General features: G+C 73.5%; 13 protein-coding genes, 1 tRNA gene and 1 pseudogene. 11 read left to right on the top strand and 4 right to left on the bottom strand.

All coding sequences use genetic code 11. The features are described from left to right. The first annotated feature begins 33 nt into the window (after nt 1–33). The 9 genes from fabG (at nt 34) to E4F25_RS01415 (ending at nt 7,708) form a co-directional block, all read left to right on the top strand. Complete coding sequence (gene fabG, locus E4F25_RS01375) at nt 34–777, top strand: 3-oxoacyl-ACP reductase FabG (protein ID WP_140908491.1); 744 nt, start codon at nt 34–36, stop codon at nt 775–777. Between the two features lie 57 nt (nt 778–834). Further along, a complete protein-coding gene (gene acpP, locus E4F25_RS01380) occupies nt 835–1,074 on the top strand; it encodes an acyl carrier protein (RefSeq protein WP_140908492.1) in 240 nt (79 codons plus the stop codon). A gap of 74 nt (nt 1,075–1,148) precedes the next feature. Next, on the top strand, nt 1,149–2,387 hold the full coding sequence (gene fabF, locus E4F25_RS01385; RefSeq protein WP_140908493.1) for a beta-ketoacyl-ACP synthase II: 1,239 nt from the start codon (nt 1,149–1,151) through the stop codon (nt 2,385–2,387). A 13-nt stretch (nt 2,388–2,400) separates the two neighbouring features. Then, a complete protein-coding gene (locus tag E4F25_RS01390) occupies nt 2,401–3,792 on the top strand; it encodes an aminodeoxychorismate synthase component I (RefSeq protein WP_140908494.1) in 1,392 nt (463 codons plus the stop codon). Further along, nucleotides 3,789–4,610 carry an aminodeoxychorismate lyase gene (pabC, locus tag E4F25_RS01395; RefSeq protein WP_140908495.1) on the top strand — a complete coding sequence of 274 codons (822 nt, stop codon included), beginning with the start codon at nt 3,789–3,791 and terminating at the stop codon, nt 4,608–4,610. The genes E4F25_RS01390 and pabC overlap by 4 nt, the downstream gene beginning before the upstream one ends. Then, nucleotides 4,607–5,662, top strand: coding sequence for an endolytic transglycosylase MltG (gene mltG / locus E4F25_RS01400; protein ID WP_181168169.1), 1,056 nt, complete (start codon nt 4,607–4,609; stop codon nt 5,660–5,662). The genes pabC and mltG overlap by 4 nt, the downstream gene beginning before the upstream one ends. Then, nucleotides 5,659–6,315, top strand: coding sequence for a dTMP kinase (gene tmk / locus E4F25_RS01405; RefSeq protein ID WP_140908496.1), 657 nt, complete (start codon nt 5,659–5,661; stop codon nt 6,313–6,315). The genes mltG and tmk overlap by 4 nt, the downstream gene beginning before the upstream one ends. After that, a complete protein-coding gene (locus tag E4F25_RS01410; protein WP_140908497.1) occupies nt 6,312–7,349 on the top strand; it encodes a DNA polymerase III subunit delta' in 1,038 nt (345 codons plus the stop codon). The genes tmk and E4F25_RS01410 overlap by 4 nt, the downstream gene beginning before the upstream one ends. Next, nucleotides 7,349–7,708 carry a PilZ domain-containing protein gene (locus E4F25_RS01415; protein WP_140908498.1) on the top strand — a complete coding sequence of 120 codons (360 nt, stop codon included), beginning with the start codon at nt 7,349–7,351 and terminating at the stop codon, nt 7,706–7,708. Before E4F25_RS01410 ends, E4F25_RS01415 begins: the two co-directional genes overlap by 1 nt. Before the next feature lie 71 nt (nt 7,709–7,779). Here E4F25_RS01415 and E4F25_RS01420 read toward each other — a convergent pair. Together E4F25_RS01420 and rnd are read right to left on the bottom strand one after the other, a co-directional pair. Next, nucleotides 7,780–7,855: transfer RNA gene (locus tag E4F25_RS01420), tRNA-Ala, on the bottom strand. A 50-nt stretch (nt 7,856–7,905) separates the two neighbouring features. Further along, a complete protein-coding gene (gene rnd, locus E4F25_RS11560; protein ID WP_140908499.1) occupies nt 7,906–8,997 on the bottom strand; it encodes a ribonuclease D in 1,092 nt (363 codons plus the stop codon). Between the two features lie 81 nt (nt 8,998–9,078). Between rnd and E4F25_RS11565 the strand changes: the two genes are divergently transcribed. Beyond that, nucleotides 9,079–10,890, top strand: coding sequence for a formylglycine-generating enzyme family protein (locus tag E4F25_RS11565; protein ID WP_140908500.1), 1,812 nt, complete (start codon nt 9,079–9,081; stop codon nt 10,888–10,890). 25 nt (nt 10,891–10,915) lie between these two features. Continuing rightward, nucleotides 10,916–11,827 (top strand): M48 family metallopeptidase, encoded by a 912-nt coding sequence (locus E4F25_RS01435; protein WP_140908501.1) that lies wholly within the window; start codon nt 10,916–10,918, stop codon nt 11,825–11,827. A 25-nt stretch (nt 11,828–11,852) separates the two neighbouring features. Here E4F25_RS01435 and phaR read toward each other — a convergent pair. Together phaR and gluQRS are read right to left on the bottom strand one after the other, a co-directional pair. Continuing rightward, nucleotides 11,853–12,321, bottom strand: a pseudogene (gene phaR / locus E4F25_RS01440) (polyhydroxyalkanoate synthesis repressor PhaR). 79 nt (nt 12,322–12,400) lie between these two features. After that, on the bottom strand, nt 12,401–13,306 hold the full coding sequence (gene gluQRS, locus E4F25_RS01445) for a tRNA glutamyl-Q(34) synthetase GluQRS (protein ID WP_140908503.1): 906 nt from the start codon (nt 13,304–13,306) through the stop codon (nt 12,401–12,403). Nucleotides 13,307–13,351: the final 45 nt, after the last annotated feature.

A 13,351-nucleotide genomic window follows, 5' to 3' on the forward strand; every position in this document is an offset into this window, starting at 1 on the left:
CTGTGGCAAAAAGAAAGTTTGAAGGAGCACGTGATGGACAAGGTGTTGCAGGGTGAGGTGGCGCTGGTCACCGGTGCGAGCCGGGGGATCGGGGCGGCGATCGCGGACGAGCTTGCGGCGCTGGGCGCGACCGTGATCGGCACCGCGACGTCCGACGGCGGCGCCGCCGCGATCGGCGAGCGCCTGCAGGCGGCCGGCGGCCACGGCCGCAAGCTCGACGTCACCGATGCCGCGTCCGTGGACGCGCTGGTGGACGCGATCGCCAAGGAGTTCGGCCCGGTGTCGATCCTGGTCAACAACGCCGGCATCACCCGCGACAACCTGCTGATGCGCATGAAGGACGAGGACTGGCAGGCGATCCTCGACACCAACCTCACCAGCGTCTACCGCACCAGCAAGGCGGTGATGCGCGGGATGATGAAGGCGCGCAAGGGCCGCATCGTCAACATCGCGTCCGTGGTCGGCGTCACCGGCAATGCCGGGCAGGCCAACTACGCCGCCGCCAAGGCCGGGATCATCGCGTTCAGCAAGTCGCTGGCCAAGGAGGTCGGCAGCCGCGGCGTGACCGTCAACGTGGTCGCGCCCGGATTCATCGACACCGACATGACCCGCGCGCTGCCCGAGGCGGCCCGCGAGGGCCTGGTGTCGCAGATCGCGCTGGGACGCCTCGGCGAGCCCGCCGACATCGCCCGTGCCGTGGCCTTCCTGGCCGGCCCGGCAGCCAGTTACATCACCGGCGAGACCCTGCACGTGAACGGCGGCATGTACATGCCGTAGGGGCCTTTTGCCTTTACACTACCCACCTGAACAGACTCCCGGGAGGAGCGGATACCCATGAGCACCATCGAAGAGCGCGTCAAGAAGATCGTTGTCGAACAGCTGGGCGTCAAGGAAGAGGAGGTCACCAACAGCGCCTCGTTCGTCGACGACCTGGGCGCGGATTCGCTCGACACCGTCGAGCTGGTGATGGCGCTCGAGGAAGAGTTCGAGTGCGAGATCCCGGACGAGGAAGCCGAGAAGATCACCTCCGTGCAGCAGGCGATCGACTACGTCAAGGCGCACGTCAAGGAGTAATCCCGCGCGTCCGTGACACACTGCCGGGGCCGCTTCTTGCGGCCCCGCGCATTTGCAACGAGGGAGCTGGACACATGTCGAAACGTCGCGTCGCCGTCACCGGGCTTGGCATCCTTTCGCCGCTCGGCAACGACCTGCAGTCGAGCTGGGACGGGATCGTCCGCGGCCGCTCCGGCATCGGCCCGATCACCCACTTCGACGCCTCGGGCTTCCCGACCCGCATTGCGGGCGAGGTCAAGGGTTTCGACGCCACCCGGTGGGTCGCGCCCAAGGACATCAAGAAGATGGACCCGTTCGTGCTGTACGGCGTGGCCGCCTCGATGATGGCGATCGCCGACTCCGGCATCGCGATCGAGGGCGAGGCCGCCGAGCGCATCGGCGTGGCCATCGGCGCCGGCATCGGCGGGCTCAAGGGCATCGAGGAAACGACCCTGAAGTACGCCGAGGGCGGCGCGCGCAAGGTATCGCCGTTCTACGTGCCCAGCACCATCATCAACATGGTCGCCGGCCAGGTCTCGATCATGACCGGCGCCAAGGGCCCGAACATCGCGGCGGTCACCGCCTGCACCACCGCGACCCACAACATCGGCCTGGCCATGCGCATGATCCAGCACGGCGACGCCGACGCGATGATCGCCGGCGGCGCCGAGTACGCGACCACGCCGACCTCGCTGGGCGGGTTCTGCGCGATGAAGGCGCTGTCCACCCGCAACGACGAGCCGGAGAAGGCATCGCGTCCTTGGGACCGCGAGCGCGACGGCTTCGTCATGGGCGACGGCGCCGGCATCCTGGTGCTCGAGGACTACGAGAAGGCGAAGGCGCGCGGCGCGCGCATCTACTGCGAACTGATCGGCTTCGGCATGAGCGGCGACGCCTTCCACATGACGGCGCCGAGCGAGAGCGGCGAGGGCGCGGCGCGCTGCATGCGCAACGCGATCCGCGACGCCGGCATCGACGCCGGGGAAGTCGGCTACATCAACGCCCACGGCACCTCGACCCCGGCCGGCGACCTCGCCGAGACGCTGGCGGTCAAGGCCGCGCTCGGCGAGCACGCGCGCAAGGTGATGGTGAGCTCCACCAAGTCCATGACCGGGCACCTGCTCGGCGCGGCCGGCGGCGTCGAGGCGGTGTTCTCGGCGATGGCGCTGCACACCGGCGTGATCCCGCCGACCATCAACCTGGACGATCCGTCGGAAGGCTGCGACCTGGACTACGTGCCGCACACCGCGCGCGAACGGCAGGTCGAGGTCGCGCTGTCGAACTCGTTCGGCTTCGGCGGCACCAACGGCACCCTGGTCTTCCGCCGCGCCTGACGCGGGCGGGCGCGTGCTCGTCACCCGCAGCCTCGACCCGGGCAGCGACCTGCCCGCGCTGCAGCGGCTCGCGCCCGGCCGCTACCCGCTGCTGCTCGAGTCCTCCGCCGCGGGCACCGCGCAAGGCCGCTGGGACCTGTTGCTGGCGTCCACCGGCGAATCGCTCGAACTCGACCGCCACGGCACCCTCCGCCGCACCTCCCTTGTAGGAGCGGCGCTAGCGCCGCGACCAACCACCAACGACTTCCTCGCCGCCCTCGACACCGACTGGCAGACCCTGCGGATCCCCCGCGAGGAACCGCGCTGGCCGTTCCGTGGCGGTTGGGCGCTGTTCCTCGCCTACGAGCTCGCGGCCCAGGTCGAACCGGTGCTGTCGTTGCCGCCGGCGCCCGGCGGGCTGCCGGTGGCGCGCGCCGTGCGTTGCCCGGCGGCGATCCTGCGCGACCGCGCCGGTGGCGACTGCGTCGCCGTGGCCGAGGCCGGCCACGAGGCCATGCTCGATGCGATCGAGGCCGACCTGCGCGCCGCGCGCGACCTGCCGCCGCCGGCCGCGTGGACGCCGCCCGCCACGGTCCGCGAGGACGATCCGGCGCGCTTCACCGACGGCGTGCGCCGGGTGCTGGACTACCTGGCCGCGGGCGATGTGTTCCAGGCCAACATCTCGCGCGCCTGGAAGGCACGCTTCGACGGCGCGGTCGAACCTGCCGCGCTGTTCGCGCGCCTGCGCGAGCACAACCCGGCGCCGTTCGCCGGGGTGTTCGCGGGCGAAGGCTGGGCGATCGCCAGCGCCTCTCCCGAACGCCTGGTCTCGGTGCGCGGGGAAGTGGTGGAGACGCGCCCGATCGCCGGCACCCGCGCGCGCTTCCCCGGCGACGACGATGCCGCGCGCATGCGCGAGCTGGTCGGCCACCCCAAGGAACGCGCCGAGCATGTGATGCTGATCGACCTCGAGCGCAACGACCTCGGCCGCGTGTGCACGCCGGGCAGCGTCGAGGTGGACGAGCTGATGACGGTCGAGAGCTACGCCCACGTCCACCACATCGTCAGCAACGTGCGCGGGCGCCTGCGCGCCGGCGCGACGCCCGGCGAGGTGGTGCGCGCGGTGTTCCCGGGCGGCACCATCACCGGCTGCCCCAAGGTGCGATGCATGCAGGTGATCGCCGAGCTCGAGGGGCAGGGCCGCGGCGCCTATACCGGCGCCTTCGGCTGGCTCAACCGCGACGGGGACCTCGACCTCAACATCCTGATCCGCAGCGCCGAACTCGAGCCCGGTGCGCCCGGCGGCAGCCTGCTGCGCTTCCGCACCGGGGCCGGCATCGTCGCCGACTCCGACCCGGAGCGCGAACTCGAGGAGACCCGCGCCAAGGCACGCGGCATGCTGCGCGCGCTGGGGGTGCCGGGATGAGCGTGCGCATCTTCCGCGGCGAGCGCGAAGTCGACGCCGTCGCCCCCGGCAACCGCGCCATGGCCTACGGCGACGGCCTGTTCGAGACCCTGCGCGTGCACCGCGGCTCTGTGCCCTGGTGGGACGTGCACTGGGCGCGGCTGTCGCTCGGCGCGAAGCGCCTGGGGATCGCATTGCCGGGGGAAGGGCAGGTGCGCGAAGCTGCCACCTCGCTGTTCGCCGACGGTGGCGACGGCGTGCTCAAGCTGCTGCTGGCGCGGGGCGCCGGCGGCCGCGGTTATGCGCCCGACCCCGATGCAGCGCCGGAATGGATCGTTTCGCGCCATCCGTTGCCCGCGCCGCCGCCGGGACCGCTGGTGCTGCACTGGTGCACCATCCGGCTCGCGCGGCAGCCGCTGCTGGCCGGCCTCAAGCACTGCAACCGGCTGGAACAGGTGCTGGCGCGCGCGGAATGCGACCGCGCCGGCGCCGACGAGGGGCTGCTGCGCGACGGCGAGGGAAGGGTGGTGGCCGGCATTGCGGCCAACCTGTTCGTGCTGCGCGACGGCGCCTGGCTGACGCCGCCGGTGGACGACTGCGGCGTGGCCGGCACCTGCCGCGGCGCGTTGATCGAGCCGCTCCGGGCACGCGAGGCGCGCCTGTCGGTCGCCGAGGTGGAATCGGCCGACGCGGTTTTCCTGTGCAACGCGGTGCGGGGTATCCTGCCCGTGGCCCGCGCCGGGGCGCGCGACTGGCCGCCGCATCCCGCGGTGGCCGATGCGCGGCGGACCCTGGCGCGGCTGCACCCCGCCTTTGCAATGGACGATCCGGACACGTGAGTTCCCGACGCAAGACCCGCCGCGGCATCGGCGCCCTGTTCGTCATCACCGCGCTGCTGGCCGGCGCGCTCGCGTTCTGGGCGTTCGACCGCTACCACGGCTTCGCCGACACCCCGGTCGCCGGCCTCGAGCAGGGCGCGAGCATCACCATCGAGCGCGGCGACTCGTTCAACACGGTGCTGCGCAAGCTGCGCGAGGCCGGCGCGCGTGGCGGCCACGACCTGGAGTGGCGCCTGCTGGCGCGGCAGATGGGCGCCGCCGGCCGCATCCAGGTCGGCGAATACGCGCTCGCGCCGGGCATCACCCCGCGGCGGCTGCTCGCGGACCTGCGCGACGGCAAGGTCGTCAGCCACCGCTTCACCATCGTCGAGGGCTGGAACGTGCGCGAGTTGCGCGCGGCCCTGGCCCGGGCGGAACCGTTGCTGCAGGAAACCGCCGACATGGACGACGCCGCGCTGATGGCCGCGCTCGGCCACGCCGGCGTGCATCCGGAAGGCCGGTTCCTGCCCGAGACCTACCACTACACCCGCGGCGACAGCGACCTCGACCTGTTGCGCCGCGCCTACGACGCGATGGACGCCGCGCTGGAGCGCGCGTGGGCCAGCCGCGCCCCCGGCCTGCCGCTGGCCTCCGCCGAGGAGGCGCTGGTGCTGGCCTCGATCGTCGAGAAGGAGACCGGCGTGCCGGAGGAACGGCCGCGGATCGCCGGCGTGTTCGTGCGCCGCCTGCAGAAGGGCATGAAGCTGCAGACCGACCCGACCGTGATCTACGGCATGGGCGAGGCCTACCAGGGCAACATCCGCCGCGCCGACCTGCGCACCGACACTCCCTACAACACCTACACCCGCACCGGGCTGCCGCCGACGCCGATCGCGATGCCCGGCGCCGACGCGCTGCACGCGGCCACCCACCCGGACGACGGCGACGCGCTGTACTTCGTGGCGGTCGGCGACGGCAGCGGCCGGCACGTGTTCAGCCGCACCCTGGCCGAGCACCAGGCGGCGGTGCGCGCGTACCTGCGCAACTACCGTGCGCGGCGGGACGCGCGATGAAGCACGCCGACGACGGCCTGCTGCGCACCGAGCCGCGGCTGGTGACGCTGGAAGGCGGCGAGGGCGCCGGCAAGACCACGGTGCTGGAGGCGCTGCGCGATGCGCTGCGCGCCCAGGGCCACGAGGTGGTGTGCACGCGCGAGCCCGGCGGCACCCCGCTGGCCGAACGGATCCGCGACCTGCTGCTCGATCCCGAGCACGAACCGCCCACCGCCGAGGCCGAGCTGCTGCTGATGTTCGCCTCGCGCGCCCAGCACGTGCGCGAGACGGTGCTGCCGGCGCTGCGCCGCGGCGCCTGGGTGCTGAGCGACCGCTTCACCGATTCCAGCTACGCCTACCAGGGCGGCGGCCGTGGCCTCGACGAGGGGCTGATCGCGGAACTGGAGCGCCGCGTGGTCGGCTTCCGTCCGGGATTGACGCTGCTGCTCGACCTTGCCGTGTCCGAGGGCCGGGCCCGCGCGCACGGACGCAACGGCGACGCCGACCGCATCGAGCGCGAGCGCGACGGCTTCTTCGAGCGCGCCCGCGCCGTGTTCCTGGCCCGGGCCGCGGCCGAGCCCGGGCGCTTCCGCGTGCTCGACGCCGCACAGCCCGCGGCGACCGTCGCCGCCGAGGCGGTCGCGCTGTTGCGCGCATGGCAGGCGTCGCAATGAGCGACGCCGGCTTCGCGCCCTGGCAGCAACGCGCGTACGACCAGGCCGCGGCGGCGCTCGACGCCGGACGCATGGGCCATGCGCTGCTGTTCTGCGGCCCGGCGCGGCTGGGCAAGCGCGCGGTCGCCGAGCGCCTGGCGCAGCGCGTGCTCTGCCTGGCGCGCGCGCCGGGCGGCGACGCCTGCGGCAGGTGCCGCAGCTGCACGCTGTTCCGCGCGCGCTCGCAGTCCGATCCGGTGGAGCTGCGTCCCGACGGCAGCCTTGCCCATCCCGACGGCAAGCCCGGCCATCCCGACGCCTGGTTCGTCGGCTACGCCACCAACGAGCGCACCGGCAAGCCGCGCACCGAAATCGTGATCGAACAGGTCCGCGAACTGTCGCGCAAGCTGTCGCTGACGCCGCAGATGGGCGACGCCCAAGTGGCGATCGTCGAGCCCGCCGATGCCATCAACCACGCCGCCTTCAACGCGCTGCTGAAGACCCTGGAGGAGCCGCAGCCGGGGCGCTACCTGTGGCTGGTGGCGGCCGACCCGGCGCGCCTGCCGGCGACCATCCGCAGCCGCTGCCAGCAGCTCGAGTTCCGCCTGCCGCCGGCCGCGGAGTCGCTGGCCTGGCTGCGCGCGCGCGGGCACGCGGAGGGCGAGGCCGGGGAGGCGCTGGACGCCGCCCGCGGCCATCCCGGCCTGGCCGATGCCTGGCTGCGCGAGGGCGTGCTGGCGCTGCGCCGGGAGGTCGCCGACGACCTCGCGCGGATCGCCCGCGGGCAGGCCGCGCCGGCGGCCACCGCGCAGGCCTGGGTCGCCGACGCCAACGCGCCGCTGCGGCTGCGCTTCGCCGCCGACCTGGCGCAGCGGGAAGCGGCGAAGCTCGACGGCGGGCGCTTGACCGATCCCGGCCGAACCCGCAGGCTGGCCGCCTGGTTCGACGCCGCGAACCGCACCGTCGCGCTGCTGCGCACCACGGTGCGCGCCGAGCTCGCGGTGGCGGAACTGTTGTTGGACTGGAAGTTGCTCGACGGCAAGGGGGCGAAGTGATGGTCAATGCAGCGGCAGCCGGTGGCGGCAAGGGCTTCCTGTCGCTGGCCCTGAAGGACAAGGCGCACCTGCACCAGTCGTGGATGCCGTTCCTGCGCCAGGGCGGCGTGTTCGTGCCCACCAACCGCCGCTTCGCGCTCGGCGACGAGGTGTTCCTGGTGCTGACCCTGCCCGAGTCCAGCGAGCGCATCCCGGTGCCGGGCAAGGTCGCGTGGGTGACGCCGTTGGCCGCCCAGGGCGGGCGCGCGGCGGGCATCGGCGTGCAGTTCGCCGAGGGCGGAGAGAACGAGGCCCTGCGCGGGCGCATCGAGGCGCTGCTGGCCGGCTTCAACGCCGACAAGCCGACCCACACCATGTAGGACCGGCGCTGGCGCCGCGACCTCCCCCGGAAAGCAAAAGGCCCGGTCGGTGACCGGGCCTTTCACGTTGGTGGTGGAGCGGAAGGGGATCGAACCCTCGACCTTCGCATTGCGAACGCGACGCTCTCCCAGCTGAGCTACCGCCCCACGTGAAGCCGCGCATTATACGGGGCCGACTTGCGCGCCGCCAGCGGTTTTCACTCCGGCAGCAATGGCGCCAACCGCGGCTCCAGCAGCCGCCGGCGCCAGCCCGCGAGCGCACCGGGCCAGCGTGCGTCGCCGCGCGCGCGCCGGTCGAGCAGGGCCTGCAGCCAGCGCTTCGAGGCCAGCACGCCCTCGGGCAGCCCGTGCTCGGCCGCGAGCGTGGACACCGCGTCCTGCAGGCTGCGCAGGAGCGCCTTGTCGCGCTCGCCGCTGCGCACTTCCGGCGCCTCGGCCTCGTCCGGCAGCGGCGCCTGCAGGGCCGCCCAGATCGCGTCGCCCAGGTTGCGCGGCGCCTTGGGCGTGGCTTCGAGCTGGCGCTGCAGCCCGGCACGGTCCGCGGGCGGGTTCCGGGCCAGGCTCGCCGCCAGTTCGTTGTCCAGGATCCAACCGCGCGGGCGGTCGTGGTCGCGGGCGTAGGCGTCGCGCCAGCGCAGCAGCCGCAGCAGTCGCCGCTGCCCTTCGGCATCCATGAACTGCGCCGCGCGCATGCCCAGGTGCGGCCAGCGGTCGAGCGCGTCGTCGCGCGCGCCGGCGACCATGCGCGCGCAGTCCTCGGCCAGCCACTCGAGCCGGTCGAGCTCGCGCAGGCGCCGCTCCAGGTCGGCGTGCAGCGCGTCGAGGTGGAGCACGTCGTCGGCCGCGTACTCGAGCTGGGAGGACGACAACGGCCGGCGCAGCCAGTCCGAGCGGGTCTCGCCCTTCGGCAGCGTGCTTCCGGTGGTGTCCAGCACCAGCCGCTGGTAGCCGATGCCCGCGCCGACCCCGGCCAGCGCCGCCGCCACCTGGGTGTCGAACAGCGGCGCCGGGACCACGCCGCAGCCGCGCTTGAGCGCGACCAGGTCCTCGCTGGCGCTGTGCATCACCTTGAGGACTGCCGGGTCGGCGAGCAGCGGCGCCAGCGCTTCGCCGATCCCGGGTGCCAGCGGGTCGGCGAGCAGGATGTCGTCGCCGACCGCGAGCTGGACCAGCGCCAGCCGCGGCCACCAGGTGCGCTCGCGCACGAATTCGGTGTCCATACCCACCCGTGGCGGCGCATCGGCCAGGCGCGCGGACAGTTCCTTGGGGTCTTCGATCCAGAGATTCACCCGCCAAGCGTAACGTACCGCCACCCGCGCCAACCTGTTAGCTTTCCGGCTGTGCGCCTTGCCCGGATCGCCCTCTTCGCCATGCTGGTCGTGCTCGCGGTGGCCGCGTGCCGGCGCGACGCCGACGGCGACCGCCAGGCCGACGCCGGCGACGGCGGGCGGGTCGAGGTGTCCGGCGACGACCGCCTGGCACGCACGCTCACCTGGGAAGTGCCCGAGGTGGAGATCGCGCCGGATGCGCTGGCGGACGCGCGCGAGCGTGCCGCCGCGGCGCTGGCCGAAGGCCGCCTGCACGAAGGCGCGGACGCGGCGATCCCGCTCTACCTCGAGATCCTCGAGGCGGCCCCCGGCGATCCCGAGGCGACCCGCGGGCTGGCCGCCGCGGTGGTCGCGCTCCTCGCGGAAGGCGACGCTGCGCTGCGCGACGCGGGCGATTCCGCCGACGCGCTGCGCCACGCGCACGTGGTCGCCGCCGTCGCGCGGGTCGCCGCGCCCGGCAACGAGGCGGTGCGCGCCTACCTGGCGCGGGTGGACCGCGCCGACCGGCTGTGGGACCTCAATGCCGGCGCCGAAGCCGACATCCGCGCCGGCAACCTCGGCGAATCCGGCGGCGGTGCGCTGGCCAGGCTGCACGAGGCGCTGCGCATCCAGCCGGGGCAGCCGCGCGCGCTGCAGGGGCTGGCCGCGGTCGAGAGCGGGCTGATCCGGCGCGCCGAGGAAGCGGCCGCGCGCAGCGATTTCGACAACGCCGCCGCGTGGCTGGAGCTCGCCGACGGCGTGCGCCCCGGCGACGCCACCATCGTCGACGCGCGCGAGCGCATCGCCGCGGTGCGCCGGGCGCGCGTCGCGGACTTGCGCGACCAGGGGCTGAGGGCGCTGCAGGGCCGCGACCGCGACGCGGCGCTGGATACCGCGCGTGCGCGCCTGGACGAGCTGCTGCGCATCGCCGAGCCCGGAAGCCCGGCGGCGGCCGAACTGCGCACGCGCATCGACCTGGTCACGCACTACGGCTGGTTCCATCCCGGCCAGGCCTTCACCGACGCGATCGGCGCAGGCGGCCGTGGTCCGGAAATGGTGGTGGTGCCGCACGGCGCCTTCCGCATGGGCGCGGCCGACGACGAGGACGGCGCCAGCGATAGCGAGCGTCCGGCGCACTACATCCGCTTCGCGCGCGGCTTCGCGATGTCGCGTACCGAGGTCACGGTCGACCAGTTCCGGCGCTTCATCACCGCCACCGGGCATCGCACGACCGCCGAGCGCCGCGGGCACTCGATGGTCTACGAGCCGCGCAACGGCAACTTCGTGCGCCGCAACGGGGTGGACTGGCGCCACGGCTACGACGGCAGGGTCGCGAGCGGCGACATGCCGGTGCTGCACGTCAGCGCGCGCGACGCCGACGCCTACGCCGAATGGCTGAGCAAGCGCAGCGGCCGCCGCTACCGGCTGCCGAGCGAGGCGGAGTTCGAGTACGCGCTGCGCGCGGGCAGCCAGGCGCGTTTCCCCTGGGGCGACGGCGCGCCGCCGCCGCGCGCCGGGAACTTCACCGGCGAGCACGACCGCGGCCCCGGCGGCCGCCGCTGGAACAATGCCTTCATGGACTACGGCGACGGCCACTGGGGCCCCGCGCCGGTGGCCAGCTTCGAGGCCAATGCATACGGTCTTCACGATGTCGCAGGCAACGTCAGCGAGTGGGTGGCGGACTGCTGGCACGATGGCTACCGCCGCGCGCCCGCGGACGGCGGCGCCTGGGTCAACCCGGGCTGCCGCACGCGGGTGATGCGCGGCGGCGCCTGGGCCAGCGCCCCGGCGCAGACGCGCTCGGCGTGGCGCGCGCCGGCGGACGCCGACACCACCAACGCACGGCTCGGCTTCCGGGTGGTGCGCGACCTCTAGCCCCGGATCGGACAAGGAGCGGCGCATGCGACAGGATCCCCTCGGCAACGGACAGCAGGGCCCCCGGCGCCGGCGCGGCGGCGGGCTGCGCTGGTGGGTGCTGATCCTGTTCGCCGGCTACGCGGCCTGGTACTGGTTCTCCAACCGCAGCACCGATCCGTACACCGGCGAGACCGTGCTGATCGACGAGAGCATCACCCCGCAGGACGAGAAGGCCCTCGGCCTGCAGGCGTTCCGGGAGATCCTGGCGCAGGAGCCGCCGCTGGACGACAACGCCGAGATCTCGCGCCAGGTGTCGGAGATCGCGCAGCGCCTGATCGCCAAGGTGCCCGAGGTCGAGGACGCGCTGGCGGCGGAGCACGGCATGACCTCGCCGCACATCGAACGGCACTTCGAATGGGACGTGGCGGTGATCCCGTCCGAGCAGGCCAATGCGTTCTGCCTGCCCGGCGGCAAGATGGCCGTGTACACGGGGCTGGTGCCGGTGGCGCAGAACGCCGACGCGATGGCGGTGGTGATGGGCCACGAGATCTCGCATGCGCTCCTGCGCCACGGCGCGCAACGCATGACCGAGCAGCGCCTGGCCCAGATCGGGCAGATGGCCGGCGCCGTGAGCGGCATGGACGCGCAGCAGATGCAGGCGGTGATGGCGGTCTACGGTTACGGCCGCGCGCTGCCGTACGCGCGCAAGCAGGAAACCCAGGCCGACGAGATGGGGCTGATGCTGGCCGCGGCCGCATGCTTCGATCCGAACGAGGCGATCCCGCTGTGGCAGCGCATGGAAGCGGCCTCGGGCGGCAGCAGCCAGCCGGAATACGCGTCGACCCACCCCGACCCGGGGACGCGCATCGAACGCTTGCAGGCGCTCATGCCCAAGGCGCTGGAGTACCGCGACCGCTTCTGCGAGGCTTCCGGGACGACGGCTCCGGCGATGTAGCGCGCCGCCGGCGCTGCCGCGGTGCTCAGCGCACGCGCGCGGTGCCGCGGCCCAGGCCGCCGAGCAGGCCCTGCTGGAACTCGTTCCACTGCTCCAGGTTGCGCTCGGTGAGCTGGTTCATCATCGCCCAGGGTTGCTGGGCGCCGCCCGCGCCAGCGTCCTCGCGCAGTTGCCGCTCCTGCGCGAGGAACTGCTGCATGCAATGCTCGAGGTAACTGCCGACGCATCCCTGCAGGCTGTCGCCGTAGAGCCGGATGATGCCGGCGAGGGTGGCGGTGGAGAGCACGGGTTCGCCGGCCTGCTCGTGTTCGGCGATGATCTGCAGCATCACGCAGCGGGTGAGGTCCTCGCCGCTGCGCGCGTCGCGCACTTCGAACGCCTCTCCGTCGACGACGAGCTGGCGGACATCCTCGATGGTGATGTAACTCGAGATCTCCGTGTCGTACAGGCGGCGGTTCGGATACTTCTTGATGACGCGGACGCTCATGCGCTATCCCCCGTGCTGTGCCCCGAGCATGGCGCAGTGCAGCAGCGCTTGCAAGCAGGCGGTGCCCGTGGCGCGAGTGCCGCAAGTCATGGATCGACACCGGGGGTGGGCATGGCGTTCATGCGCGGGATGGCCGCCGGGTCGAAATGCGCGCGTGCCAGCCGCAGCGCCGCGTCCACCGCGCCGGCGCCGTCCAGCGCGCGCGGCGGCTGGCCCAGCAGGCGCCATGCCGCGCGCAGCGCCGGCAACGGGTCGGCGGGATCCACTGGCGTGCCGGCCAGCGACTTCGACAGCTTGCGCCCGTCGTCGTCGAGCACCAGCGGCAGGTGGGCGTAGCGCGGTTCGGGCAGGCCGAGCGCGCGCTGCAGGAGGATCTGTCGCGGGGTCGAGTCGAGCAGGTCGGCGCCGCGCACCACGTCGGTGATCCCCTGCTCGGCGTCGTCCACCACCACCGCGAGCTGGTATGCCCAGGGTCCGTCGGCGCGGCGCACCACGAAGTCGCCGACCGCCGCGGCGACGTCCTGCCCGAAACGGCCCTGGATGGCGTCGTCGAAGGCGACGCGGCTGCCGGGCGGCACCCGGAAGCGCACCGCGGGGCCCTCGCGGCGCGCCCCGGGGACGCAGGCCCGGTGGATGCCCCCGGCGTCGGCGAGGTCGGCGCGGCTGCAGTGGCAGTCGAAGGCATGCCCGCGCCCGCGCAGGCGTTCGAGCGCGGCCCGGTAGGCATCGCCGCGGGTGGACTGCCACAGCACCGGGGCATCGGATTCGAGCCCGAAGGCGGCGAGCGCGCGCAGTTGCGCGTCCGCGGCGCCGGGGATCTCGCGCGGCGGGTCCAGGTCCTCCATCCGTACCAGCCACTCGCCGCGGTGGTGGCGGGCGAGCAGCCAGCTGCCGAGCGCCGCCAGCAGCGAGCCCAGGTGCAGGGGCCCGGTCGGCGAGGGCGCGAAGCGGCCGCGGTAGCCGGGGTGGGTGGGTGTCGGGGCCTTGGTCATGTGGACTTGCATTCAGCGCGCGGCAGCCACACTTCCCGGGTGGAG

Origin of the sequence: Cognatiluteimonas lumbrici, assembly GCF_006476065.1 — a bacterium.
Taxonomy (GTDB): Bacteria; Pseudomonadota; Gammaproteobacteria; order Xanthomonadales; family Xanthomonadaceae; genus Cognatiluteimonas; species Cognatiluteimonas lumbrici.